The 23,553-nt window shown below is 56.8% G+C and carries 22 protein-coding genes and 1 pseudogene; 9 read left to right on the top strand and 14 right to left on the bottom strand.

The window, feature by feature from the left end:
• The first annotated feature begins 147 nt into the window (after positions 1–147).
• Together ku and LMG28727_RS19070 are read left to right on the top strand one after the other, a co-directional pair.
• Positions 148–1,098, top strand: a complete 951-nt coding sequence (gene ku, locus LMG28727_RS19075) for a non-homologous end joining protein Ku (protein WP_201643863.1) — start codon at positions 148–150, stop codon at positions 1,096–1,098.
• Positions 1,095–1,937, top strand: a complete 843-nt coding sequence (locus LMG28727_RS19070; RefSeq protein WP_201643862.1) for a tetratricopeptide repeat protein — start codon at positions 1,095–1,097, stop codon at positions 1,935–1,937. The genes ku and LMG28727_RS19070 overlap by 4 nt, the downstream gene beginning before the upstream one ends.
• A 232-nt stretch (positions 1,938–2,169) precedes the next feature.
• On the opposite strand, the gene LMG28727_RS19065 is transcribed toward LMG28727_RS19070, so the two are convergent.
• Both LMG28727_RS19065 and LMG28727_RS19060 read right to left on the bottom strand, forming a co-directional pair.
• Complete coding sequence (locus tag LMG28727_RS19065) at positions 2,170–2,613, bottom strand: DUF3597 domain-containing protein (protein WP_201643861.1); 444 nt, start codon at positions 2,611–2,613, stop codon at positions 2,170–2,172.
• Positions 2,614–3,134: 521 nt separating this feature from the next.
• Positions 3,135–4,022: a manganese catalase family protein gene (locus LMG28727_RS19060; RefSeq protein WP_201643860.1), complete on the bottom strand. Its 888-nt coding sequence runs from the start codon at positions 4,020–4,022 to the stop codon at positions 3,135–3,137.
• Between the two features lie 627 nt (positions 4,023–4,649).
• On the opposite strand from LMG28727_RS19060, the gene LMG28727_RS19055 reads away from it, so the two are divergent.
• Complete coding sequence (locus tag LMG28727_RS19055; protein ID WP_201643859.1) at positions 4,650–4,868, top strand: DUF2934 domain-containing protein; 219 nt, start codon at positions 4,650–4,652, stop codon at positions 4,866–4,868.
• An 857-nt stretch (positions 4,869–5,725) separates the two neighbouring features.
• Here the strand turns inward: LMG28727_RS19055 and arsH are convergent.
• The 9 genes and pseudogenes from arsH to imuA all read right to left on the bottom strand — a co-directional run bounded on the left by arsH (position 5,726) and on the right by imuA (position 14,595).
• On the bottom strand, positions 5,726–6,490 hold the full coding sequence (arsH, locus tag LMG28727_RS19050; RefSeq protein ID WP_201643858.1) for an arsenical resistance protein ArsH: 765 nt from the start codon (positions 6,488–6,490) through the stop codon (positions 5,726–5,728).
• On the bottom strand, positions 6,490–6,912 hold the full coding sequence (gene arsC / locus LMG28727_RS19045) for an arsenate reductase (glutaredoxin) (RefSeq protein ID WP_201643857.1): 423 nt from the start codon (positions 6,910–6,912) through the stop codon (positions 6,490–6,492). Before arsC ends, arsH begins: the two co-directional genes overlap by 1 nt.
• A gap of 9 nt (positions 6,913–6,921) precedes the next feature.
• The gene (gene arsB / locus LMG28727_RS19040) at positions 6,922–7,992 is read right to left on the bottom strand and encodes an ACR3 family arsenite efflux transporter (protein ID WP_201643856.1); all 1,071 of its coding nucleotides are present in this window, start codon (positions 7,990–7,992) and stop codon (positions 6,922–6,924) included.
• Between the two features lie 2 nt (positions 7,993–7,994).
• Positions 7,995–8,444, bottom strand: coding sequence for an ArsI/CadI family heavy metal resistance metalloenzyme (locus tag LMG28727_RS19035; protein WP_201643855.1), 450 nt, complete (start codon positions 8,442–8,444; stop codon positions 7,995–7,997).
• Positions 8,441–8,773, bottom strand: a complete 333-nt coding sequence (locus LMG28727_RS19030) for an ArsR/SmtB family transcription factor (RefSeq protein ID WP_201643854.1) — start codon at positions 8,771–8,773, stop codon at positions 8,441–8,443. The genes LMG28727_RS19035 and LMG28727_RS19030 overlap by 4 nt, the downstream gene beginning before the upstream one ends.
• A gap of 108 nt (positions 8,774–8,881) precedes the next feature.
• Positions 8,882–9,256, bottom strand: a pseudogene (locus tag LMG28727_RS19025) (OB-fold nucleic acid binding domain-containing protein); the annotation flags it as partial.
• A gap of 76 nt (positions 9,257–9,332) precedes the next feature.
• Positions 9,333–12,482, bottom strand: coding sequence for an error-prone DNA polymerase (locus LMG28727_RS19020; protein ID WP_201643853.1), 3,150 nt, complete (start codon positions 12,480–12,482; stop codon positions 9,333–9,335).
• Between the two features lie 12 nt (positions 12,483–12,494).
• The gene (locus LMG28727_RS19015) at positions 12,495–13,958 is read right to left on the bottom strand and encodes a Y-family DNA polymerase (RefSeq protein WP_201643852.1); all 1,464 of its coding nucleotides are present in this window, start codon (positions 13,956–13,958) and stop codon (positions 12,495–12,497) included.
• Positions 13,882–14,595, bottom strand: a complete 714-nt coding sequence (imuA, locus tag LMG28727_RS19010; protein ID WP_201644125.1) for a translesion DNA synthesis-associated protein ImuA — start codon at positions 14,593–14,595, stop codon at positions 13,882–13,884. The genes LMG28727_RS19015 and imuA overlap by 77 nt, the downstream gene beginning before the upstream one ends.
• A 91-nt stretch (positions 14,596–14,686) precedes the next feature.
• Here imuA and LMG28727_RS34235 point away from each other — a divergent pair, with 91 nt between their 5' ends.
• Both LMG28727_RS34235 and LMG28727_RS19005 read left to right on the top strand, forming a co-directional pair.
• Positions 14,687–14,968 carry a hypothetical protein gene (locus LMG28727_RS34235; protein ID WP_236592120.1) on the top strand — a complete coding sequence of 94 codons (282 nt, stop codon included), beginning with the start codon at positions 14,687–14,689 and terminating at the stop codon, positions 14,966–14,968.
• A 3-nt stretch (positions 14,969–14,971) separates the two neighbouring features.
• Positions 14,972–15,928, top strand: coding sequence for an SOS response-associated peptidase family protein (locus LMG28727_RS19005; protein ID WP_201643851.1), 957 nt, complete (start codon positions 14,972–14,974; stop codon positions 15,926–15,928).
• Positions 15,929–16,124: 196 nt separating this feature from the next.
• On the opposite strand, the gene LMG28727_RS19000 is transcribed toward LMG28727_RS19005, so the two are convergent.
• Both LMG28727_RS19000 and LMG28727_RS18995 read right to left on the bottom strand, forming a co-directional pair.
• Positions 16,125–17,126 carry a DUF4917 family protein gene (locus tag LMG28727_RS19000; protein WP_201643850.1) on the bottom strand — a complete coding sequence of 334 codons (1,002 nt, stop codon included), beginning with the start codon at positions 17,124–17,126 and terminating at the stop codon, positions 16,125–16,127.
• 217 nt (positions 17,127–17,343) lie between these two features.
• Positions 17,344–18,117 carry a hypothetical protein gene (locus tag LMG28727_RS18995; protein ID WP_201643849.1) on the bottom strand — a complete coding sequence of 258 codons (774 nt, stop codon included), beginning with the start codon at positions 18,115–18,117 and terminating at the stop codon, positions 17,344–17,346.
• Between the two features lie 224 nt (positions 18,118–18,341).
• On the opposite strand from LMG28727_RS18995, the gene LMG28727_RS18990 reads away from it, so the two are divergent.
• From LMG28727_RS18990 to LMG28727_RS18975, 4 genes are all read left to right on the top strand, one after another.
• A complete protein-coding gene (locus LMG28727_RS18990) occupies positions 18,342–20,321 on the top strand; it encodes an ATP-binding protein (protein ID WP_201643848.1) in 1,980 nt (659 codons plus the stop codon).
• A 389-nt stretch (positions 20,322–20,710) separates the two neighbouring features.
• Positions 20,711–21,781 (top strand): hypothetical protein, encoded by a 1,071-nt coding sequence (locus LMG28727_RS18985; RefSeq protein WP_201643847.1) that lies wholly within the window; start codon positions 20,711–20,713, stop codon positions 21,779–21,781.
• A 6-nt stretch (positions 21,782–21,787) separates the two neighbouring features.
• Positions 21,788–22,198 (top strand): hypothetical protein, encoded by a 411-nt coding sequence (locus LMG28727_RS18980; protein WP_201643846.1) that lies wholly within the window; start codon positions 21,788–21,790, stop codon positions 22,196–22,198.
• The gene (locus LMG28727_RS18975) at positions 22,195–22,935 is read left to right on the top strand and encodes a hypothetical protein (protein ID WP_201643845.1); all 741 of its coding nucleotides are present in this window, start codon (positions 22,195–22,197) and stop codon (positions 22,933–22,935) included. Before LMG28727_RS18980 ends, LMG28727_RS18975 begins: the two co-directional genes overlap by 4 nt.
• 203 nt (positions 22,936–23,138) lie before the next feature.
• Here LMG28727_RS18975 and LMG28727_RS18970 read toward each other — a convergent pair whose 3' ends face one another.
• On the bottom strand, positions 23,139–23,483 hold the full coding sequence (locus LMG28727_RS18970; RefSeq protein ID WP_201643844.1) for a helix-turn-helix domain-containing protein: 345 nt from the start codon (positions 23,481–23,483) through the stop codon (positions 23,139–23,141).
• Positions 23,484–23,553: the final 70 nt, after the last annotated feature.

Here is a 23,553-nt window from a genome sequence, read left to right as displayed (position 1 = left end):
CCGACTGCGCGCAGTCCGTTGGCTGCAGCTTACCTGCAGCGAAGTTAGGCACATCCCATGCTGTGAGAGGCGCACGGTAGTCGCTCCAGATGGATAGTGTGTAGCAGCGCCAGCGGCATGGTCGCCGGCCACGTTCAGGAGAATCTCATGGCAGCGCGTTCCATCGCATCGCTGACGCTTTCCTTCGGCCTGGTGTCCATACCGGTGAAACTGTATTCGGCTACAGACAGCTCTGCCGGCGTTGGATTCAACCTGCTGACACCGGAGGGCGGCCGGGTCAAACAGCAATACATATCCGAGGCAACTGGCGAAGTCGTTGCTCGCGCCGACATGAAGAAAGGTTACGAATTCGAAAAGGGGCAATTTGTCGTCTTTGCACCGGACGAATTGAAAGCGCTCGAGGAAGGTGCGAGCCACGTGGTCGAGATTGTTTCTTTCGTTCCGGAAAAGTCGGTCGACCCGCTCTACTATGACAAGGCGTACTTCATTGCCCCGGACAAACGGGGAGGCAAACCCTATAGCCTGCTGCAACGGGCTATGCGGGAAAGCGAGCGCTGTGCGCTGGCCAAATGGTCATACAAGGGGAAGACCCGAATCGTTCAGATACGGCCGGCTGAGGATGGGATGGTCTTTCAGCAACTACTCTTTGCCGATGAAGTACGAGCGCTGAGCGATTTGCACATCGAGCAGGTCACTGTCAGCGAGACGGAGCTGAAGCTGGCGCTTCAAATCATCGACCAGGTTTCCGAGGACGCATACGACCCGACCGCGTACGAAGACGAAGAAAAGAGACGGATTCTCGAAGCCATCGACCAGAAGATTGCCGGCAAACAGATTGTGTCGCCGGAGGCGCCGGCCGAAGAGTCAGGTGGACAGGTGATTGACCTGATGGAAGCGCTGCGTGCAAGTCTTAGCGCAAACAAGACAAAGCGGGCCGCTCCTGCCAAAACGGCGGCAAAGACAGCTACTCCGAAGAAGGCTGCGCCCGATGACAACGTCGAAGCGCTTTCTGCCAAACCGCGGCGGCCCGTCAAACGAGCCGCACCAAGAGTCGACGTGAAAGAAGCGCCGCCGACCAAGGTTCGAGCTCGCAAGTGAACAGAAGAAATCTTTCACACGATTATTCGTTGCGGAGCCTCCAGTCGTTACTGGGCGTCTCGCGCCGGGTTCTGTCCGGACTGATTGACGCAGGCTTTGTTCAGCCCGCACGTGGCCGGCGAAACGAGTTGCGGTTCTCGTTTCAGGATGTCGTGGTCCTTCGCACCGCATTTCAACTGCAGTCCGCAAAGGTTTCGTCGCGGAAAATTCTGAAGGCGCTTGCCAGGCTAAGAGCGGACCTCCCCGACGAGCTTCCGCTGTCTGGAATCCGAATCACATCTGTCGGAGAAAGCGTGGCTGTCAGGTCAGGACGGTCTCAATGGGACGCGGCCTCGGGCCAGCTTTTGCTCGATTTCGAGGTCGCACCTATCCGGGGCGATGTCGCGTTCCTGGACTCTGCGCCGCGAAACCTGGCGAGCCGGGACGAGCAGGCAGAAGAATGGTTCGTGCTGGCTGAACAATTGACTGAAACCGATGCAGTCGGTGCAGAACAGGCGTACCGGAAAGTGCTTGAGCTTGCACCGTCTCCGCATTACCACGCTTACATTAACCTGGGCGTGTTGCTATGCGAAGTGGAATCCCGCTGCGATGACGCACTGTCCATTTTCGATGGCGCACTTCAGCACTTTCCAGATGACGCGTTGCTCCACTTCAACCGAGCGGTGGTTCTAGAAGAACTGAAACGCTATGACGCGGCAGACGCTGCCTACCAACGCTGCTTAGAGCTTGACTCCGGCCACGCCGACGCTCATTTCAATCTTGCACGGCTGAGCGAGATTCGCGGGGACAAACAAGGTCTTGTACGGCACCTTAGTGCTTACCGTCGGCTGGTTGGCTGAAGCTGCAGGTACTAGCTCTCCTAGTGGCTGCCGGTCGGTATTCGTTGTCGGGATGGAGCCTTTACTTAAGCCAACACACGAAGCTTCACGCTATGAACGACAATACAGCGTGTCGCTTCACGCCTTTACTTGCATCCAAGTGCCTCAAAAATGCGGCCGTCGTTGCGTATGAGATTGTCGGCGGGCCTCTCGCATCATCAAACGACTGCCAATTTGCGGCCACGATGACGTTTCAGTTCTTCAAATCGTCAGGCACTTTGCCGCCATTCTCAGCGAGCTTTTGCATGACCTCCTCATGCAACCATATGTTCATAGAAGCTGAGTCCTCGGTGTTACCCGTGTAGTGCAATTCGGTAGCCAGTTCTTTGCGCGCAGACAGACTGCTATCCAGGCCGAGCAGCTTGAGCAGGTCCACTATTGAAGTTCGCCAGTTCAGTTGCTCGCCATTTCCCTCCTGCATCTTTGTGAGTACCCCTTCAACGTCGACAGTCGGTATCGGCACGGCCGTTGGCTGAGAGCCCTCAGCTGCAACGGTTGACGGCGTGATGGTCGCCGCTGGCGCGCTGGCGGGGGTGGCGGACGGAGGTGCGGCTGGGGCTACCGTTGCGCCGGAGCCGCTATTTGCCGGATGGTCTTGCGGAAATATCCTGTTGAGAATCGACGAGAAAATACTCATTTGATGCTCCAAGTTGACGACGTTGGGACGGCTGCATGTTATTGCTGCTCAATCTTGCTGCATTGCGGCTGCTAGCTACCCGAGCCGCTCGCACTGACCGGTGCTCCGGGCCCACTGGGTGTTGGTGTGCCGCCAGGCTGCGTGGACTGTCCGGCAGGTCCCGACCTCGATGATTCCATGTTCTTCGAAGGCGAAGATTTATGTGTTGGCGCAGATTGGACGTTGTCCCCTGCGTTGAGGCCTTTATTAGAGCTAGACGGATTGGCCTGCGCAAAGGCACTGCCAGAAATAGCGGCGGTGGCAAGAAATGTATAGAGGAATGCATAAGATTTCATTCGATGCTCCCGGAGAATCCTGTGGAAGAACGCGCACCATGCGATGGAGAGACCATTGCGTTTTGGCACTCGTGAGCCAGCAGGTGGACAGGCCACAAAAAATGGCGAGAATGACGCATCAGAAGTGAACGCGAGTGCCTCAAGTGCACTCGCTTGTTCCGGCTATTCAACCTTTTCGCTGCGTCTTCATTTTTCGGGCTCTGCGACCGTTTGTCCTGCCCCTAAGTCGGCGCCGGTCGTCGGGTCCAGACTCGTGTCGGATGCAGTCCGCGCAGCCATTGCCTGGAGGACTTTCGCATCTGCGCCCGATACATTTACTGTGGCAAGCCCATCACCGCCGTCGACGGCCGGTTGAGGGGTCTCAACAAATTCCCATTCGGGACCCTCGTTCCACGGACCCCGCGGCGCGTCATCGCCTTGCGACATTTTGTAGTAGACACTCGCAAATTCCGGGACGCCCGGCAGTTTCCCCTGCGGGAAGTTAGGCTGAATCGAATGAAGCGCTTTTTCGAAAGACTTCTGATGAGCTATCTCCCGCGTCATCAGGAAGCCGAGTGCTTCGGAAATGCCGGGGTCATCGGTCACGTTCATGAGGCGCTCGTACACTATCTTGGCGCGCGCCTCTGCTGCGATATTTGAGCGCAGGTCCGCAGTTGGGTCGCCGATGGTGTCAACGTATGCCGCGCTCCAAGGGACTCCCGCCGAGTTTGTCAGCGCGGGGCCGCCTCCATACAGCAACGCTGTCGTATGTGAGTCATTGCCACCACCCGTCATCGACCGGTAAAGCTCGGCCTCTGCCTCCACGCCTTCGGCAAGTTGTCCCTTTGCGCTCTTGTTCAACATTGCGACAATGGACCCAATAATTTCAAGATGGCTGAGTTCCTCAGTGGCAATATCAAAGAGCATATCCTTTCGACCAGGGTCATCTTCGCCGACCGCCTGGGTGAAGTAGCGGCAGGCCGCCCCCAGTTCGCCTTGAGGCCCCCCAAATTGTTCCAGCAGCAGGTTAGCCAGCCCGGGATTCGGGGCGCTGACGCGGACGGTATATTGAAGACGCTTGTTGTGGATAAACATGTCACTTCTCCATAGGGGCCGAATACCCGGCGACGAGGTGGAAGGCTTCGCTCCCATAACGATGCGAGGTACTCTGGCTGGTCAGACATACCGGACAGCTGCACACTAGCGGCGCTAGATGCCGCACCCTGATGGGCGCCCGGGTCTCAGAGCGAAGCGCTCTGGCAGAAATGCAGCGTTGCGCTGCACGGCGAAGGTAATCACTCTGCGCATGACGCGTTCCCGGGCGGCAGCGCTCTCACAAGTTCGTCGCAACGGATGGCTGCGCTGCGTGGCACACGCACATGTGCGTCTTTGTGGTTTCATCCGTTCCCGTTCTGCAAGGACGGCTGATTGCAAAATAGTCATCGCGGATTGTATTAATCCGGTAGAGAAGCCGCGAGGTCCGCTTTGGGGGACTTTCAACTTTTCAGAGTTTTGAACAAATAGGGCACTTAGGTAGGAGTGAGCGTTCGCTGGGGATGATTTACTTCCCGCCGAATTTGACAAGCCTCCAACGAAGTTGGGTGGCTGTACTGGGTATCGAGGCCTCCAGTTCCTTTCCGACCACTATCTATTGCGCGCGGACCGGCGCATCATCGTTTTTCGGCTAGCTGCTGAATCAGGTGCGACGCAATGAGGCGGGATATGACTTTCACTGTTTCTGATGGCGACATCCGCTCCCGCGCTTACGAGTTATGGCTGGATGCCGGCAGTCCAGACGGGCGCGCCGACGAATTCTGGGAGAAGGCACGGTTGCAACTGACGTCGTCGGAGGAACCGACCGCAGAAGATGTGGTCTCGGACTCCGATGACTTTGCGGCCGCCCCGGCGGCAAAGCCAGCGTCCGACGGCACTGGACGTTGACAGGCCGTCAATTCATTCCTGGCCCAGGTTTAAGAGGGGCGCCCATCTCTGCAAAATACGGAACGCTACTGGCTTCGGCTCGCTTTACTCACTTCGGTGGTCCGTGCTTAAACATAGCGTTGCAGGGTTAAATTCGAGCCTCGACTTCTCCTGAGCGAAGCCTTCAGACACGTTCCGAAGCATCAAAGATGCCCCTCGGAGCCAGCGTCACCCGTCAGCCGTTCGCCTCGGGGCGCTAACTTCGCCACCCTGTCCGGTATTTCAAGGCTATCCCACAGTACCGGCTATCCCGCGACCGCTGCCGTTGATGTCCGACCAGTCGCGCGGCTGCACCGCGGAACGGGCAGCAGTATGTATACCGCACGACAGCGGGGATGTTTTCGGATTGAGAGACCGTGCTCGCAAATCTCGCCGAGTGCTCGGAGAATATCCAGAAAAATATTTCAAGCGGACTGGCGGTGTGCGTGTGCAACCCTCGACGAACAGTTCGTCAACGACTTCCGCGAGGCGCAGCATTGCCACGCCCGCCGCCTGACGGATTTCCGGTCGTGCTCGGCCAGTTACCGCCTGAAGAGCCACTTCCCGACCGGCCGCCACTCCCGGCTGGTTTGGCTCCGCTGGACGAGCCCTTCGATGCACCGCCCGAGTCGCCGCGCGTGCCACTTTGGCTTCCGCCAGTTCTTTTGCTCATCGCCGCCTCCATTGGACATGTCGGGTGCGACCAGCGGCATCCGATGTCTCGATTGCGCATCGGAGCCAAGGTCGCCACTCCACAGTACTCTCAGGGCGTCGCTTCCGCGAATTGTTGGACAACCGTGAGCGCCCAAGTCGTCCATGCTTGCGCCAGCTGCGATTCGTTATTCGACTTCGCTCTGGTCGTTGTCGGAGGTTTCCGTATTTCGCTCATGGCTCATCGCCGTGTTCGTTAGCGCGGCTATTGCCGCAGGCGCCTTCTCTTTGCGTTCGCTGTAGCGGTCCGTTAGATAGTCAGAGCGGTCGCGGGTGAGCAATGTGAACTTGTAGAGCTCCTCCATGACGTCGACGACTCGGTCGTAGTAACCGGACGGCTTCATTCGGCCGTCTTCGTCGAACTCCTGAAAGGCTTTTGCGACGGAGCTTTGATTGGGAATTGTCACCATGCGCATCCATCGTCCAAGAACGCGCAGCGCATTTACGGCATTGAAAGACTGACTTCCCCCGGATACCTGCATGACGGCCAATGTGCGACCCTGAGTTGGTCGAACACTTCCCGTTTCGAGCGGCAGCCAATCAATCTGGTTTTTGAATATGCCGGTGAGGGCTCCGTGGCGCTCCGGGCTGCACCAAACTTGACCTTCCGACCAGATAGAGAGGTTGCGAAGCTCCATCACCTTCGGGTTGTCGCCGGGGACACTATCGGCGAGCGGCAGGCCTGCCGGGTCGAACACTTTTGTCTCTGCGCCGAAGCTTTGAAGAATGCGTTCGGCCTCCAACGTCAGCAGCTTGCTGTACGAAGTCGCACGCAGCGAGCCGTAGAGCAAAAGGATGCGTGGAGGGTGAGTCGATACCTTGCGCGGCTCAAGCTTCTTCAGGTCAGGCGTGTCAAAAGCCGAGGGAACAATGTTAGGGACCATCGTATGCATCAGCGCACTCGATTGCCGGCGGCATCGACCACTTTTTCTCCATCTTCCTTCGCGAATTCGCCGAGTTGCTTCGAAGGGAGAATGTCCAATACCGTTTCCGACGGGCGGCAAAGTCGAGTGCCGATTGGCGTCAAGACAAAGGGACGGTTGATAAGAATGGGGTGGGCCATCATCGCGTCGCGCAGTTGCTCGTCAGTCAACGACTCGTCTTCGAGATGCAGGTCAGCGTATGGCGTCCCTTTTTCTCGAAGCGCGGCCCGGACAGTTATGCCGGCCGCCGCAATCATCGATTCGAGTTGCTCACGACTCGGCGGATGCTCCAGATATTCAATAACATCGGGTTCAATTCCAGCGTTTCGAATCATGGCGAGAACGTTCCTCGATGTGCCGCACGCCGGATTGTGATAGATGGTGACTTTCATTGTCGAGTCCTAATGCGTTCGTGCTTCGTACCAGCGCTGCGAGTGGTTCACGACCGCGACCACATGCAGCATGACCGGCACCTCAATAAGTACGCCCACGACAGTTGCAAGCGCGGCCCCAGACTGGAATCCGAACAGGCTGATGGCGGTGGCTACCGCTAGTTCGAAAAAATTGCTCGCTCCAATCAAGCTGGATGGTCCGGCGACGCAGTGCGCGACACCGAGTCGACGGTTTAAGAGGTACGCGAGGCTAGAGTTCAGGAATACCTGAATGAGAATCGGCACTGCCAGCATCGCGATGACTATAGGCTCTTTGACTATTGCCTGGCCTTGGAATGCGAAGAGCAGCACAAGCGTGGCGAGTAGCGCGAAGATGGAATACGGACCAAGTCGCGCAACCACCTTTTTAAGGTGAGCTTTGCCTCCGGCGAGTAGTCGTCGGCGCAGGACTTGAGCAATGACGACGGGGATAACGATGTACAGGCCGACCGACGTTGTCAGGGTGTCCCATGGGACCGCAATTGCTGACAGTCCAAGCAGCAGTGCCACCAGAGGAGCGAAAGCGACAACCATGATGGCGTCATTCAGCGCTACCTGCGACAGCGTGAAATAAGGGTCACCCCTGCAGAGCTGTGACCATACAAAAACCATCGCAGTGCATGGCGCGGCTGCCAGCAATATGAGTCCTGCAACATAGCTGTCGAGTTGGTCCGAGGGCAGATACGGCGAGAAGACGTGTCGTACGAATACCCATCCGAGGAGTGCCATCGAGAAAGGTTTGACAAGCCAGTTCACGACGAGTGTCACGCCGATTCCGCGCCAATGACCGCGAACTTGGGACATTGCGGCGAAGTCGATTTTGACCAACATCGGCACAATCATGACCCAAATGAGCATGCCAACCGGGATGTTCACGTGCGCGAATTCCATGCGGCCGATGGACTTAAAGAAGCCGGGCATCCAGTGACCCAGTGCAACTCCGGCGACAATGCAGAGTGCCACCCAGACCGTCAGGTAGCGCTCGAAGAATCCAATGGCGGATGCCTTTGGGATGCTAGCGGGACGGTTGACGCTGCTCACGCTTAACTCCCGGACGAGATGGTCGAGGGCACTGGCGCACAGCAAGAAGACGTTGCTTCAGAGTCGTGACGAGACTGGCCATACGTGGGTGCTGCTTCGAGTGTCTGGAACGTCTCCCATGCAACACCTTGCGGGTCAACGGTCCAGGACTTATCTGATTTGGCATAGCAGCAGGTAGTGCCCGGTTGGTCCATCGTCGGGACCTCCGCGCTGGCGAAACGCGCGCGCATCTCTGCGAGCTCCGCTTCGGTCTCCACCTGAATGCCTAGATGGTCGATGCCCGGGCTCACGCCTCGCTTCGAAATCGCGAAGTTCACACGCGGGTCGTCGAGCTCCCATTTGCGATATTCGGCTTTCTCAACGGTCGGTGCCACACCACCGAACATCGCTGAATAAAACCTGGTGCTCGTATCGAGGTCTTCGACGGCAATATGAATGTGCAGACGCTTCATTTGGAGTCTCCGCAACAAGATGGCGCAGGCGCGATTTCGCAGGCTTCGCCTGCGCAGCAGTTCTCGGTCAAGAAGCCAATCAACCCGTTCATCGCGTCAAAGTTCGCCGAGTAATAAACGAAACGACCCTCCTGCCGACCTTTAACCAATTCGGCGTGGGAAAGGTCCTTAAGGTGGAACGAAAGGCTCGATGGAGAGACCGCAAGCTTTTGCGCGATGTCGCCGGCAGCTAGGCCATTCGGACCTGCGACAACAAGAGCGCGAAAGATTGCTAATCGCGAGTCATGAGCAAGCGCGCCGAGCACGCGTACGACCAAATTTGTATCCATGCTCCGATGCTACGCGAAACATTTCATCATTACAACAATTGTCGAAATGACGTTTCCATTTGGTTAATTTGGGGCCATATTGCCGATTGTGCCGGCTTAGACTGATGCTCAGCAAAAATTGCGACTGATGACCGTCAGACCACCGAGCAGGTGAGACATATCGACAAGCCGTTGGGCGACCAGGTGGCGGACCTCGCCGTCGCATTGCCAAGTTCCGTACACCGCAAGCAACGACGCGCCCAGCGTTTCCTGCCGGAACCGCTCCTGGATTGAAGGCCAGATGATGACGTTCACGTTTCCCGTCTCATCTTCGATGGTGACGAACATCACACCCTTCGCCGTTCCAAGGCGCTGACGTACCGCGACCAACCCACAACCCCGAGCGAGCCGACCATTGCGATAGGTCATGAGCGTTGAGGCAGGCACAAGACTTTGCTCAAGAAGCGCACGCCGTAGCAGCGAAAGCGGATGTCTACCGAACGTGGATGGCTGGGCGAAGATGGCAAACCAATCCTGTTCCCTGCAGGGGCTAAAGCGCACGGGAAACAACGGACATCGGTCAACAGAAATTTCTACTGACAGCCGTAAGCCCCCCGAGCAGATGCGATAGGTCGACGAGCCGTTGTGCAACCAGGTGGCGCACCTCACCCTCGCATTGCCACGTTCCGTATACCGCCAACAACGACGCGCCCAGCGTTTCCTGCCGGAATCGCTCCTGGATTGACGGCCAGATGATGACGTTCACGTTGCCCGTCTCATCTTCGATAGTGACGAACATCACGCCGTTCGCGGTCCCAGGCCGTTGCCGCACCGTGACCAATCCACAACCGCGAGCGAGCCTGCCATTGCGATAGGTCATGAGCGTTGAAGCCGGCACGAGCCGTCGTTCGAGCAACGCCGGCCGGAGCAGCGATAGCGGATGCCGACCGAGCGTCAGGCTCATAGAGTTGTAGTCGGCGACGATGTCTTCGCCTTCCGACGGAGCACCGAGCACAGGCGTCTCATCATCCACGCTCGCATCGGCGAGGATGTCGCGGTCGGGCACCGCAGTGACTGACGCCCAAAGCGCCTCGCGCCGGTTCCCAGCAAGCAACGACAGCGAATTCGCTGCAGCCAGGACTTGGAGGTCTTTCCGGTCCAGCTGCGCGCGTCTCGCGAGGTCACTAACGCTGGCGAACTGCCTCACGGCTCTCGCTGCTTCAATGCGCTCCGCGGCGCCGTCCTTCATGCCCTTCAGCAACGACAGGCCAAGGCGTACCGCTGGGCTCGATGCGGCCTCATGACGCTCGAGCACCGAGTCCCAGTTGCTGATGGTGACGTCAGCCGGCAGCACCTTTACACCATGGCGTTGCGCATCCTGAATGAGCTGCGACGCAGAATAGAAACCGAGCGGCATGCTGTTCAGCATCGCGGCAAGGAACGCCTCCGGCTCGTGACACTTCAGCCAGCTGCTCGCGTACACAAGCAGCGCGAACGACGCCGCGTGACTCTCCGGGAAGCCGTACTCGCCGAAGCCATGAATCTGCTGGAAGATGGATTCGGCGAAGGCCTTTTCATAGCCGCGCTCCATCATCCCGTTGACGATGCGGTCGTAGTATTTGTCGAGGCCGCCCTTGCGCTTCCAGGCAGCCATCGCGCGGCGCAACTGGTCCGCTTCGCCAGGCGTAAAACCGGCAGCCAGAATGGCGACCTGCATCACCTGCTCCTGGAAAATCGGCACACCCAGTGTTCGCCCGAGCGCAACCTCCAGCTTGTCGCTGGGATACGTCACGGGTTCCAGACCCTGACGGCGGCGCAGGTACGGATGCACAGCACCACCCTGAATCGGACCAGGCCGTACGATGGCAACCTCGATGACGAGGTCGTAGAACTTGCGCGGCTTCATGCGAGGCAGCATGCTCATCTGGGCGCGCGATTCAATCTGGAACACGCCCACGGTGTCTGCGCGCGAAATCATCGCGTAGGTCGCCGGGTCTTCTGCAGGTATGTCCTGCATCTCAAAGCGCTCGCCGCGCTGCTCCGACACGATGTCGAGCGTGCGCCGAATCGCCGACAACATGCCGAGCGCCAGAACATCAATCTTCAGCAGGCCGAGGGCTTCGAGGTCGTCCTTGTCCCACTGAATTGCAGACCGGTCCGCCATCGCGGCGTTTTCGACCGGTACGAGACGCGTCAGTTTTCCCCGGCTTATAACGAACCCGCCGGAATGCTGCGAAAGGTGCCGAGGGAAATTGAGAATCTGTGCGGCCAGCTTTGCCCATAGACCGATGAGCGGATTCTCCGGGTCGAGGCCGGACTCTGCGAAGCGTTGAAGCAGGTCTGCGGAGTGGTCGAACCACTGATGCGACTTCGCGACCTTGTCCACAATCTGCGGGTCGACGCCGAGCGCCTTGCCGCTTTCGCGCAGCGCGCCGCGCGGCCGGTAGGTCGACACCGCCGCCGCGATGGCCGCACGGTCGCGCCCGTACTTCCGGTAGATGTACTGGATGACTTCCTCGCGACGCTGGTGCTCGAAATCCACGTCGATGTCCGGCGGCTCACCGCGCTCTTTCGAAATAAACCGCTCGAACAGCATGTTGCCGCGCGACGGGTCGACCTCCGTCACGCCGAGGCAATAGCAGACCGCACTGTTCGCGGCAGACCCGCGTCCCTGACACAGAATGTGCTGGCTGCGCGCGAAGCGCACGATGTCGTAGACCGTGAGGAAATAGGCCTCGTATTCCAGTTCGCGGATGAGCTGCAGTTCGTGCTCAATCTGCTCCTGCACGCTGAGCGGAATGCCTCCGAGATAGCGCCGATGTGCGCCGATGTACGTCTCCTGCCGCAGATAAGCTTCATGGGTGAAGCCCTCCGGCACCAGCTCGTCCGGATATTCGTAGCGTAGCTCGTCGAGCGAGAATTGGCATCGTTCGAGAATGTTGAGGGTTTCGTACAGCGCGCGCGTCGGATACAGGTTGCCCAGCCGGAACCGTGAGCGCAAATGTCCCTCAGCATTCGGCGCGAGCTCGTATCCGCATTCAGCAACGGTCTTTCGCAGGCGGATTGCCGTCATCGTATCCTGCAGCGGTTTGCGCGACCGGACGTGCATGACGACATTTCCCGTCGCCACTACCGGCACCTGATACTGGTCAGCCACGTGCTCGACGATGCCACGATGGATGTCGTCCATTGCTCGCTGATGTAGGGTGAGGCCAACCCATGCTCGACCCGCGAACACATCATTCATCCACTCGAGCTGGGCTGCGAGCATTTCCTCCTTCGCCGGGAAATCTGGGACCAGGATGGCGAGGCAATCTGGCATGTCTCTCAGATGCGCGTAGCCTTTCTCGGGCTTCGCGATGTCGTGCGGAGTGAGCAGGTATTCGCCCTTGGCTGCCCGCATGCGGCCCAGCGTGATGAGCTCGGAGAGGTTGCCATAGCCCTCGCGGTTCTGCGCCAGCAGGATGAGGCCGAAGGCCGGCGTTCTGTCCGCATGCACAAGCTGGAAATACGAGCCGATGACCAGTGGCAGCTTTGCCTTCTTCGCCTCGACATGGGCGCGCACGACGCCGGCGAGCGAACACTCGTCGGTTACCGCAAGGCCCGAATAGCCAAGCTGGGATGCACGTTGCACCAGCTCTTCTCCGTGAGACGCGCCACGAAGAAACGAGAAGTTGGTGAAGGCAAAAAGCTCCGCGTAGTCCGGCAGCATCGACGATGGAAAGTCCATGAGGGCACCGTCTTATCCGAACAGGCCGTGGAGAAACCAGCGGACTTCTTCCGTCTTCACGACGGGGCGTTCGCGATAAATCCAGTAGCAGCTCTTGTCGGCTGCCTCCGCGACGTAGTAATCGCGCGTGACTGCTTCACTGTCATGCCATCCCGCTTCGATGCGTTCGCCCATCGAGACGAGTCTGAGCGGCGAACCGTAAAACGGTCGATGGTTCTTCATCATCAGCTTGATGGGTTCCTCGAGCAGCCAGATGGGTCGAGGCAGACCAAGTGGTGGCGCCTGCACTTTCGCATCGGCCTGGATGGGTACCCAGCGATTCGCCATCTCCGGCCGGTGGTCGGATGTCGGCGCCGCGCGCTCCACATTCTCCGCGCCGAGTCGCGCGACCAGCAGTTCGACGAGGCGATTGTGGTCTTCAGCCGACCCGCCCGGGTCGGGGAACAGCGAATCACTCGGTGGCTCGGCGGGCTGCACGCTGGACGCGGTCAGGCGAACCGCGAGCACCGCTGCCGGCAGTTCGGCGCGCCCCAGGCGTTCCTTCAGCAGACGAACGAGGTGCTCCTCATGCCACGTCGGTTCTGCGAGCGCGACTTCGAGGATGGTTGGGTCGACGGCTTCACGTCCACGCTCATGTTCAAGTGACACGGTGGCGTGGGTCAGCGCGAGCTGCTGCGCAGTGAGCCAGCCGCACATCTGGACGATAAGACGCTTCGCGGAAAACAGGATGGCATCCGCATGCTCGACCCGGTCGGGAAGCTCGGCGCGCGCGCTGAATGTCGGCGGCATTTCCAGCCATTGATACAGCTCGGGCGACAGACCATAGGCGCGGTCGAGCGCGTCCAGCAAATCCACGCCACAGCGCTTCTTCAACCCGGCGCGAGGGAGACGGCGAATGTCGCCCAGTACCCGGCAGCCCAAGCCCTGAAACCAGTCCGCGAATGCGCGAAGCTCCTGAACGACGGTGAATGGCAGGGCGTCAAGGTTGCGCTCAAGTGTCGGCATCTTGAGCACGCGGCACCGGCCTCGCTTGGCGAGCAGCCATGCGCCCTGGCCGGTTGGCGCCACGCTCATGCGAACGGTCACGCCGACGGTCTTCACGACGTCGAGCATCAGCGCGCAGACGCGCCGGATGCCACCAAAGAGACGCAGGCTGGCCGTCACGTCCATGACGATGGTTTCCTCGTCGCAGACTGCAACCTGCGGCGAGAAGCGCAGCAGACCGAAGGCGACCTCACGCTGCATGTCACGCTCGCGCTCGACGCTCCGGTCGTACATCAGGGCGTCGGGCGACAACGTGATGACGCCACCCCGTTTCATTCCCGGCAGCACACCGGCTTCCCGCGCCATCGCATCCGCTACCAGTACCTTGTCGCGTTCCAGCACGACGCAGCCGTGCTCAGTCCGAGGTGACCACCTCGGACGGAACACCTCCAGCGAAAGCCGGGGCAGGAAGATGGCGACGAACACGGCCATAAGGGCTGAGAAGAATCGGTGACGGTTGCAGGTTGATGGACAGCGGTTCGCTTCGTGTTGGGCCCCGTCGCTTGACGACATCGACGACGAGGCCACCGTCAGCCGGTCGGACTCCCAGTCGAAGCGTGGCGGGCGATGCGTCCTGCGCATTCGCCAGCGGCCGGATGAGCACGAGCAGCGTTTCGGACGCCTGCGCTGCCAGATGTAATCGCCGCAGTGCTTCGGTCCGGATGTGCTGCTGCCACAGAATGAGTGCGCCGCAGCTCTTCGCCTGAAGCACGCGCTCCGCACACCAGAGCGCGTCCGCCGCCTTCGGTGCCCGCAGCCTCATGAGCCGCTCAACTGGCAGGCCGAGATACGAGAACGCCAGCGAATTGGGGACGTGCGGTGGCTGCAGTAGCGCAATTGGTCGCGCGCTTAACTCGGCGAGCGCCGGCTTCAGGAGCCGCATCTCGCCAATCCCTGGCTGCTGGACCAGCAGTTCCACCAGTGCGCCCAGCGGCCAGCCGCTGCCCGGTAGTTCGGCCGACAAGGCTGCGTAGCCCGTATCGACCGTCCTGCCGTGAGCACGCGCGAGCTGAGCCCCACGCCAGAGCGCTGGGTGAATCGACTCGACGTATTGAGGCAAAGCGGCCATGTTGCAAAAATACTGTATGGATGTACAGTATCCTATATCAAAAACCCCGTTTGTGAAGTGTCCCTTTTTAAGTCGCCGCAGGAGACGCATGATGGACATGCCTGTTCGAAAGCACCCGATGCCGGAGATTGCGGCGTTCGTGACCGAATTGCGCGACGCGTTCGGAGATGCGACCATCGACCAGGCGGTCGCACGCGGCAAAGCGGGCGAGCCGACCTTTTTCGCATGGGAGAATGGCCGGACGGTCGGCACGAAGGCGAGTGACAATCCGAATTGCTGGCCAGTCGACAATAGCGTGCGGGACCGGCATTACTGCCGGGGATGTGACGGGTCATGCATCGGCACCGAAACGCGGTGCAGTCAACGGAGATGACGCATGTGCTATTCAGCTCAAATCTTGGCGGACTATCGTCGGTACGTTCGGATGTTCGGCGCACACATGGACATCGCTGAGTTTGCGCGTCTCTATTTCCTGCAGGCTGAAGGGAGCGGCGCGAAAACGCCGAAGGCACTCGATGATGCTTTTCTCGACCCACAGTCCGACGACGAGCGTGAGATACGGCAATTCATCGAAAAGACGCGCGGCGAGCAGAAGACAAAACTCGAGCAGGAGCTCTTCAAGCAACGCACCCGCCTGGCGGAAGCCGAGCGCAAGTTGGAATCGAAGGTGACGAAGGCTGCGACCGAAAGCCGGCGCATTGCTACCAACAAAATCAAATCCGCGCTGCTTGGCATCGAAGACATCAACCGGACCGAATCGAAGCCTCGCGATTCGCGCATCTTTCCAGGGTGGTACGCGCCAGTGCTGGTAATGGAGAATGGCGAATATGTCGTCAAGCCGATGCGCTACCAGTGCAGGGTTCCTGGCACGCCGGCCAGTTTCGATGTGAAATATCCCGGAACATACAATGCTCGCAAAGATTCATTGGACGGCTTCTGGAAGTTGTGCTTTGGTCACACGCATGGCGTGATGCTCGTCGAGGTCTTCTACGAAAACGTGAAGAAGGCGAAGATGGAAGGCACGATGCTGGAGACGCACAAGGACGAGAACGTCGTCCTCGAGTTTCAACCGAGCAACCGGCAACTGATGTACGTCGCCTGTTTGTGGTCGAGATGGACCAAGCCGGGTGAGCCGGACCTGCTGTCGTTCGCGGCCATCACTGATGACCCGCCTCCGGAGATTGAAGCGGCTGGCCATGACCGCTGCATCATCCCCATCAAGCCAGAGAACATCGAAGGGTGGCTCAATCCGGGCGCATCAACCCTCGATTCGATGTACGCCATCCTGGATGACAAGGACCGGCCGTACTACGAGCACCGACTCGCGGCCTGACGCCGCTTGGGTAGTCCATTCCAGAAGCCAGCAGCATGACATTCGAAGCCGAATTCGCGGTAGCCGACGTTATTACCCAAAGCGCCATGCCGACTCGTAGCGAACGACATGACAAGCTCCCAGTGTTACGCAAGAGCGCAAACTGGATAAAACCGACCAGAGGTTGCCGGACGATACAACGGGGCACTCCAGATTTTTATCTTGCGGGGTGTATCCAGCATCCGTCGCTTGCACTGTCGAAGAACTCCACTTCAATTCCGGCACCCAAGTTCTCTTCAACTAGATATTGCGCGTGATTGCAGAACGACTGTGAATGCTGATAAACCGAGACGGCCACTCGCTTGACTGTCGCTCGTTTTATCTGGTTGAGAATATGTACATCATGGTCGCCGAGTGCCCAACCGTAGATGACCAGAGTCGATTGGTCCGACGTAAGGACCTCCCGATACACGGTAGAGAGATAGTAACTGGTTCGTATTGCCGATACCTTCTGCTGCCAAGTCCCCTCACTGACAAACAGAGGAACAAAATTCTCGGACTCCCACCGCGCGAGGATGGCATCGAGAAGCCGACCATCTCCACCAAATATCTTCGACTCTTGTTCACTTTTGTCGCGAGCAAGCGCGAGATTGCCGTGCGGATAGAATACAAGCGTGACCGACTGGTTGCCTCGTATCGGCTTTCTCAATTCTTCCCAGTCTTCACGAAACTCACCGTACGGGAAGCAATCCTTGAAGGAATGCCCATCTCGTAAGTCTATACCGAACATCGTCGTCCAATACACAATGAGGTCGTAGTTCAAGGACAGGACTGTCTTGAATCTCTTTAAGAAGCGATAGATGGGTTCAAAATGAACACTCACCTCGTCATGGCCGGGATGAACCTGTCGCACAGCCTGAATGAGAGCCGTCCTGACATTCTCGTAGGCCTCCCGAGTCCGTTTGTCTTCAATCTTGAGCGCGCTGTTGATGTTCGTCGCTTGCCAAACTGTTCGCAGCACAAACTCAAAATCTGGTGTTTTGAAGAAGTCGAATATTAGCTGCACATCTTCCGATATCGACTTGTCTGCAAGAGCACGTTCTAGCAAAGAGCCATACAGAAACGATTTGTTGACAGCGGCGCTTGCACCGTTGCCCAACAGTACCGTATCGTCGTAGTTATCGGCGATGTCTTTCCATTGCTTGATTTCGTGAGGCATCGATAATCTCCAAATACGTGCTTCCGATGTGCCATAACTCCGACGACAGGTCCTGCGGCACGAGGCAGTCTGTTTGACAAGAACGAATACTGTGCCCTTGGACGCAGATTACTGGCTCTCCTGCGCTGCGCGTATGAAATACCATAATGAGGCGTACCGCTTCCAATCGCCTGACCTTGACGCGAACGATAGGCGCGTTGTCGTGTCGACCAGTTACTTACGGACTCATTCGAGGGTCGTCACTTTCAGGTTCCTTGCGACGGGCCTGCGCATCTTCAAACGTCAGGTCTTTACGAATGATGCACTTCTCCTGAAGGCGCTGAAACACTGTCTCTTCGGTCACAGGTATGCCGAAATGCAACATCAGCGTCGCCGCATTGATGTCCCTGAAATGTCGAAGCGCTTCCATCGCAGTACGCAAAGTATGGTCAAATAGCAGCCAGAGCGCTTTTCCATGGTTTTCCCATTCTGTCCAACTGGCAAAACTATTGGCTTTTTGTTCGGTGCTGTGAGCTAACTCCCCATAGATTATTGTGTCTAGGAAGTCGCGCCGAGAGATAGTTTCTTCGCAGAAGGTCCATCCGCTCGGTGAGTCCAAGAACTCTGCATTCAAGTCTTGAAGATGATAAAAAGCGTCACGAAAAATATAATGGACGAACTGGTAACGCTCGGCCAACTGTCGAATGCTGAACCTATCGTTTTTCTGAACGAGCATTCTGTAGGTCAGGATGAACGCGTCTAAATTGTCTCGGTCGTGGAAACAGAGGTTCATCTCCGAGACCTGCATCTCGAGCTCCAGGCAGTATGCAAGCTCTTCGTCGTCATCCGAGACTTTCTCGACGGATAGAATTCTTCCTGGCGCGCGTTTCGCCTCAAACATGACAGGACGGCTGCGGAAGTAGCGACTCTGTTCAAGATGCGCAACTTTCCGATTGAAACCCAACAGCTGCTTCTTAAATGCCTCCGGGTTGGGTGTTTTCGGACCGTTCAATCGTCATCTCCGTACGCCACGTAATTTGGGGGGGACCCAGCTTCGAAGAATCAGTGCTGGTATCTCAATCGTTCCGGTCTTCGGGGTTAGTGCCCAAAGCGGCTCGCTGTCGTCGAAACGCTGAGGCGGTAGTTTCGAGGCTTCCGTATATTCTCTCACTCAAGACTCTAATATCGGATAATCTCAGGCTCCGCGGGGTCAAGACCCGACCAAGGACAAAAACGATGGCTGACAAGACTCTTTCTGGAACCGCTCAAATCAGCGACGAGGGCATCAAGAAGCACTTTCGAAGCTACGAAACGTGGCAGGCACTGTTTGAGCTTGTCTGGAACAGCTTGGACGCTAAAGCGAAAAAAGTCGAGGTCGGTCTGCGCGAGAATGCACTTGAGAGCATTGAGTATGTCTCGATTCTTGACGATGGGGATGGGGTCGACGTCCGCAACATTGACGACAACTTCGGGCAGTTCAATGATTCACAAAAGAAGGAGAACGTTGAACAACATGGTTCTCACGGACGGGGGCGCTTAGCTTTTCATCGACTTGCTAGCGAAGCGGCCTGGTGGACCCGCCGAGGCGACATCGATGCTGTCATTCGAGTTTTAGACGGTAACATTAAAGCCTTTACAGGCGACTACATACAGCCAATCGAGCAACACGAACTGCTGCTGAACTACGCCAGCGGCACCGTCGTTGAGCTAAAGCGACTTCATTCCAATCTTCCTCCCGTCGCACAGCTCCTCGAAAAATTCGCAGTCGAATTCGGGTGGTATCTCGCGCTGAATTCTGACCGGGCAATTTCGTTGAATGGGATAGACGTTGCGGTTCCTGCACACGACAGACACACACACTCGATAGATATCGGCTCCGCACACTTCGATGTCCAAGTCCTACGTTGGCACGAAAAGCCGACCTCCGAAAAATCATATGTGTATTTGCTCGATTCGGAAGGGAAAGTTCGTCACAAGCAGCTAAGCAGTTTCAATCAGAAGGCCAATTTCTTCGTAAGCGTCTATGCTCAATCTCCTTGGGCAGACAACTTCAGCAGCGAGCCGAGCGACCTGTTCGGAGAACGCGCGCGCACGACCGCCTCGGAGGAATGGAGGAAGCTTGCGGACGAGATACACGACCAGGTTACACACATTTATGCTGAATTTTTGCGTTCATATGTGGAGGGAGAGCTCAAGAAGTTCGACGAAGACGGCGTCTTCCCCAGTTATGTGGGTTTGCCGATTCCGTACGCGGAGTGGCGAGCGGAGAATACTCGCAACCTAGTGCGTCTCGTCTATATGTCCGACCCGACGTTGATTAATTCGTTAAACAAAAAGCAAAAAAAGATTGTTGTCAGACTTCTGGACCGACTCTCGGTATCGAACGAAAACGACGCGCTCTTTGAAATCATCAGCGAGGTGTTGGACCTTGATGAGCCCAATTTGCTGGCCCTCTCGCGCCAACTGCAACACACTACACTTGAGCATATCATCAGCACTATCGAGTTATTGCAGCAGCGGCAACTTGCCGTCCAAAAACTGCGAAAGTTGATGGACGAACACTATCGCACCGTACTGGAAACGCCCGACCTTCAGCAAATAATCGAGAACAACACGTGGCTCTTCGGTAACCAGTATGAAACCATCGGCGCAGAAGAGGACACTTTCACGTCGGTCGCACGAAATCTCCGCGAGAAGCTGAAAGACGTCAATGTTGTTGACGCAGAGGACGTGGAAGACCAAGCCCATTTTGCAGGAGTGAATCGACAGACCGATATCTTCCTTGCCCGAAAATATCCTACCCGAGACTCTTTGGGACAACCCTACTATCGTTGCATCATTATCGAGATTAAACGGCCTGGCATCGCACTCAATTACAAGCACTTACGGCAATTGGATGACTATGCAGCAATCGTGAAAAAGCATCCTGCGTTCTCCAGTGAGCGAATGCACTTCGAACTGATTCTCGTTGGTCGTAAAATATCGGGGGCTGATTTTGAGATTAAAAGTCGTCTAAAAAACCAGCTGGCACATGGTGAAATGGGCTTAGTCAGCGTTGACGACAGAATGAAACGTTATGTCATGAACTGGTACACATTGCTGGATAGTTTCGAGCTGTCCCACGGGCATCTCCTGAAGACCTTGGAGTTGAAGCGAGAGGCGCTGTCCCCGACGACCAAAGACGAGCTCGTTCGCGAACTACAACAGGAGCATTGACGCGTATTAGTATCGCATACATATGTGCCGCTTTTCAGGCGCCGGGATGGACTCGTCGTATTCGGTACCGGACACATGCAGTCGCCGAAGGCGACGTAGTGCGGCTAGCGGTGACGAAGGGGATTTGTGGCAGGGGACGACGGGGCACCGCTATGCACCCCAAATACTGTATGGATATACCGTGCAGCCTAGTTTGAGTAGCGCGCGTCGCGGCAATCTCGAAGGCTTTCAAAGGCTATCGGGCGCGAGAAAAACGGCACCGTATATCTAACGTAATACTATTTTTCCGTCTGGCTTTGCACTAAAATTGCGCAGTCGAACTGCTCCTCATATTAAGCCGGAGTGAGCGTGACGCATACCTTAAAAACTAAAATCTGAGAGAGACTTACATGGCGGTGGCTGCAGCGCAACCAAAACCATTCAATGCGGCATTGAAACCCGCCGATGTGATTGACGCACTTCGGAATCGATGCATCTGGGCGAATCTGAGGGAGGCGCTCAAAAAAGCCAGTCTTCCCAATGGCACCGGCTGGGCAGAGCTTGGTGGTTTAGTAGACGACAAGCTGAACAAATTTTTGTCAGACTACTTTCGTGACCACATCATCGCTGGGGAGCGCTATGTACAGGTTTACGACCTGCCGGATGGAATTAACGCGGCTCTACGTAAAAAGATAGGTGCTGCCACGGTATCGGTCTCGGACTTTTCAAAGTCTTACCCACTACCACTTCCAGCAAGTCCTCTTCTCAGTGCACCCTCTGTGCCAACATTGGTTGAAGTGCGTCCGTTGAATCCGAACGACTACGCCTTGGTGTATTGCTCTGTCCGCAGCTATGATGACCGGGATAGGTACGAGTATGACCAACTGCCCAAATTGGTCCAACAAACGTACAAGGGCATCGAAGAGCTCATCACGGTCAGAAAGGTCCACTTCCAAGCCTACGACGTCGCTGTTATCCGCTTGGGTTTGAATCGCATTGAGATTTGCATCGACCAGCCGACGAAGGGCCTAGGCAATATCGAGACGGTCGTGCTGAGTGTATTCGGCGCCTTATGCAACAATCTGCCCGAGTTGCAACCCGCTTATCAAGACCAGCCGTACAACGTTTTTGATTCGATAGGTGGCATCTATTTCACGAAGAGCGAAGGAACTGTACGTTCAATGTCTTTTCGCACACTGACCGGTTCGCGGAAACATGAGAAGATGATTAAGTCTGATGATGACCTTCGGTCTGAGAAGTTCCACAACGCAGGGGCTCAGGCGGTGAATCATCAATTGAAGCCATATGCACTAACAGTAGACTGGGAGTCGAAAGCCCCGGTTGGAAAGGTCGAGGTCGGCATGAGAGCTATGATTCGCGAGGTTTCTAGCGCTGCCCCTCAACTCAGAGGATTTACGGTGACTGCTGACACCGAACCGTTACTTGCGGTCGGTATTAACAAAGTCGTCAAATATATTTGAACGTCGATGATTCCGGCGAGTAAGGCAGACGCGGTAGCAGGACTGGCTCGTCTCTGGGGTGATGCCCCGGAGACGCGCATAGGTACTGCCATCATCGATTTGTTGGCTGAGAACCTCGACAATTCGTTCCTGCCGCTTTCCCTGTTCCTTGAAGCAGCCGATAGGGTGCAAGCGAATCAACAAGATGCAGTATTGAACATTGTAAGCCTGCTAACAGGGGCTAGCTTCCAGCTGCTGAAGCTTCAGTTCGAATACATCTATGCGGATGACGTCGTTCCACTCGACGACGATGCCGCTCGAGCCGCATCCGAGAAAAACATAAACCCCGTGACCGGAGAGAAAGACGATGAGCTTCCTTCAAAGCTCTTCATTTGCTTTACGCCTTCGGAAGTCGCAAAGAGGGCTCTTCGCAAATGAGTCTGCCAAACGTCTCGCTTGCTGCGTTTTACGATAAGGCAAAGGACAACCCGGTTACTCGGAATATGGTTCGACTGTTTTACGTCGAGAGCTATGAGGAATTCATTGAAATCTACGATGAAATTCTCGACTTTGCTATTGCCAAGCTTCAAGAGAATCCACAACATCACCAGGAAGACAGCGAAGACGCGCTAACTGTTAAGTTGATGAATCTTCTTGAAATGGCGGGCTTCTCAGTCACCACGGGGACTACTGGTGGTGGAAATAAGGACTTAACCGTGCGCTGTCTCAATCCTGACTGGACGTGGATTGGCGAGGCCAAAAAATTTAATAGCTTGACAGACCTTCGTGAAGGCTTCTTGCAACTCACCACGCGCTATAGAAACGCCAATCCTCTGTATGCGCGTGGGGGCTTGATTGCCTATACGTTGCGCCCTCAGGCGGCAGTGCTGCTTAAGGAGTGGATAGCAGAAGCAGCAACGGTTGCGAATGACGCGACAGTAAAGTTGGAAAACTTCCGCGTCGAGGACTGCAAGCTGCGGCCTAAGCTAGCCTACAACTCATTCCACACTGACGTCGCGAGTGGGCTTGAGTGTCAAATCCGGCACATGGCAGTGGTACTGATGCATCTACCCGACGATAAGAGCGGCCGCTCAGCAAAGAAATACGAGAAGGCCAGAGAAGCTATTAAAAACGCTGCGGGCGGGGCCGGCGATGACGTTGCCGCCGCTGCGTGATAAGGCACATTCACCGAGTCAATGACGTACTGAACCTCGACGCATTGAACGCAGCATATAAAGTAGAAAACATGGTTCGCAAACGTCGAGGTCTCACTGTTCAAACGGAGACAATGCCGCAAGGCGACCGTGATAACGGTGCGGCCGCCTTTCGCGCGCAGTGAGCAAGGACTCGATAAACGGCTCCTCTAAGTCTCGCGCGGCTACAGCGCGAGCCTCATCTGCTGGTTGATTCCGTGGCTGGGCGCCTTTGAGGTCTTGGTAATTGCGACAAGCTCGAAGTTGCAGGACAGGGTATACAACCCGACAGTGTGCAGCCGCCCGCATTCGGTCGGTTGATGCACCCACGAAGTTTTGATGGGGTATCCCTCTTTGCGCAGTTCGACAATCCGCGCCCGCGGGTCGACGATGTCGAGAAACCGCATCGCCTCCAGCGTCGTCACACCTGAGCGTCCCCTCATCGCCTCAAGCAAACGCGCGCGCTGATGCGCGGCAGTGTTATCCGGCCAAGTGGCGATGATGCGGTCGAAGGACAGGAGATTGTGCATTCGAAACGGTAGTAGTTAAGACAAGGCGTATTGTTCGCCTTCCGTCACGAAACACTGCTACCGAAATGCC

It is taken from the genome of Paraburkholderia metrosideri (assembly GCF_904848625.1).
Classification (GTDB): domain Bacteria; phylum Pseudomonadota; class Gammaproteobacteria; order Burkholderiales; family Burkholderiaceae; genus Paraburkholderia; species Paraburkholderia metrosideri.
This window is presented reverse-complemented; position numbering and strand designations above follow the sequence as displayed.

Excerpts from the sequence above, each read along its gene's own strand:
- LMG28727_RS19005 (WP_201643851.1), top strand. The coding sequence starts at position 14,972 with ATGTGCTATTCAGCTCAAATCTTGGCGGACTATCGTCGGTACGTTCGG.
- LMG28727_RS34235 (WP_236592120.1), top strand. The coding sequence starts at position 14,687 with ATGGACATGCCTGTTCGAAAGCACCCGATGCCGGAGATTGCGGCGTTC.
- LMG28727_RS19035 (WP_201643855.1), bottom strand. The coding sequence starts at position 8,444 with ATGAAGCGTCTGCACATTCATATTGCCGTCGAAGACCTCGATACGAGC.
- LMG28727_RS18980 (WP_201643846.1), top strand. The coding sequence starts at position 21,788 with ATGATTCCGGCGAGTAAGGCAGACGCGGTAGCAGGACTGGCTCGTCTC.
- LMG28727_RS18975 (WP_201643845.1), top strand. The coding sequence starts at position 22,195 with ATGAGTCTGCCAAACGTCTCGCTTGCTGCGTTTTACGATAAGGCAAAG.
- LMG28727_RS18985 (WP_201643847.1), top strand. The coding sequence starts at position 20,711 with ATGGCGGTGGCTGCAGCGCAACCAAAACCATTCAATGCGGCATTGAAA.
- LMG28727_RS19065 (WP_201643861.1), bottom strand. The coding sequence starts at position 2,613 with ATGAGTATTTTCTCGTCGATTCTCAACAGGATATTTCCGCAAGACCAT.
- LMG28727_RS19060 (WP_201643860.1), bottom strand. The coding sequence starts at position 4,022 with ATGTTTATCCACAACAAGCGTCTTCAATATACCGTCCGCGTCAGCGCC.
- arsH (WP_201643858.1), bottom strand. The coding sequence starts at position 6,490 with ATGCATACGATGGTCCCTAACATTGTTCCCTCGGCTTTTGACACGCCT.
- LMG28727_RS18990 (WP_201643848.1), top strand. The coding sequence starts at position 18,342 with ATGGCTGACAAGACTCTTTCTGGAACCGCTCAAATCAGCGACGAGGGC.
- LMG28727_RS18970 (WP_201643844.1), bottom strand. The coding sequence starts at position 23,483 with ATGCACAATCTCCTGTCCTTCGACCGCATCATCGCCACTTGGCCGGAT.
- LMG28727_RS19000 (WP_201643850.1), bottom strand. The coding sequence starts at position 17,126 with ATGCCTCACGAAATCAAGCAATGGAAAGACATCGCCGATAACTACGAC.
- LMG28727_RS19020 (WP_201643853.1), bottom strand. The coding sequence starts at position 12,482 with ATGGACTTTCCATCGTCGATGCTGCCGGACTACGCGGAGCTTTTTGCC.
- arsC (WP_201643857.1), bottom strand. The coding sequence starts at position 6,912 with ATGAAAGTCACCATCTATCACAATCCGGCGTGCGGCACATCGAGGAAC.
- imuA (WP_201644125.1), bottom strand. The coding sequence starts at position 14,595 with ATGGCCGCTTTGCCTCAATACGTCGAGTCGATTCACCCAGCGCTCTGG.
- LMG28727_RS19055 (WP_201643859.1), top strand. The coding sequence starts at position 4,650 with ATGACTTTCACTGTTTCTGATGGCGACATCCGCTCCCGCGCTTACGAG.
- LMG28727_RS19030 (WP_201643854.1), bottom strand. The coding sequence starts at position 8,773 with ATGGATACAAATTTGGTCGTACGCGTGCTCGGCGCGCTTGCTCATGAC.
- ku (WP_201643863.1), top strand. The coding sequence starts at position 148 with ATGGCAGCGCGTTCCATCGCATCGCTGACGCTTTCCTTCGGCCTGGTG.
- LMG28727_RS19015 (WP_201643852.1), bottom strand. The coding sequence starts at position 13,958 with ATGGCCGTGTTCGTCGCCATCTTCCTGCCCCGGCTTTCGCTGGAGGTG.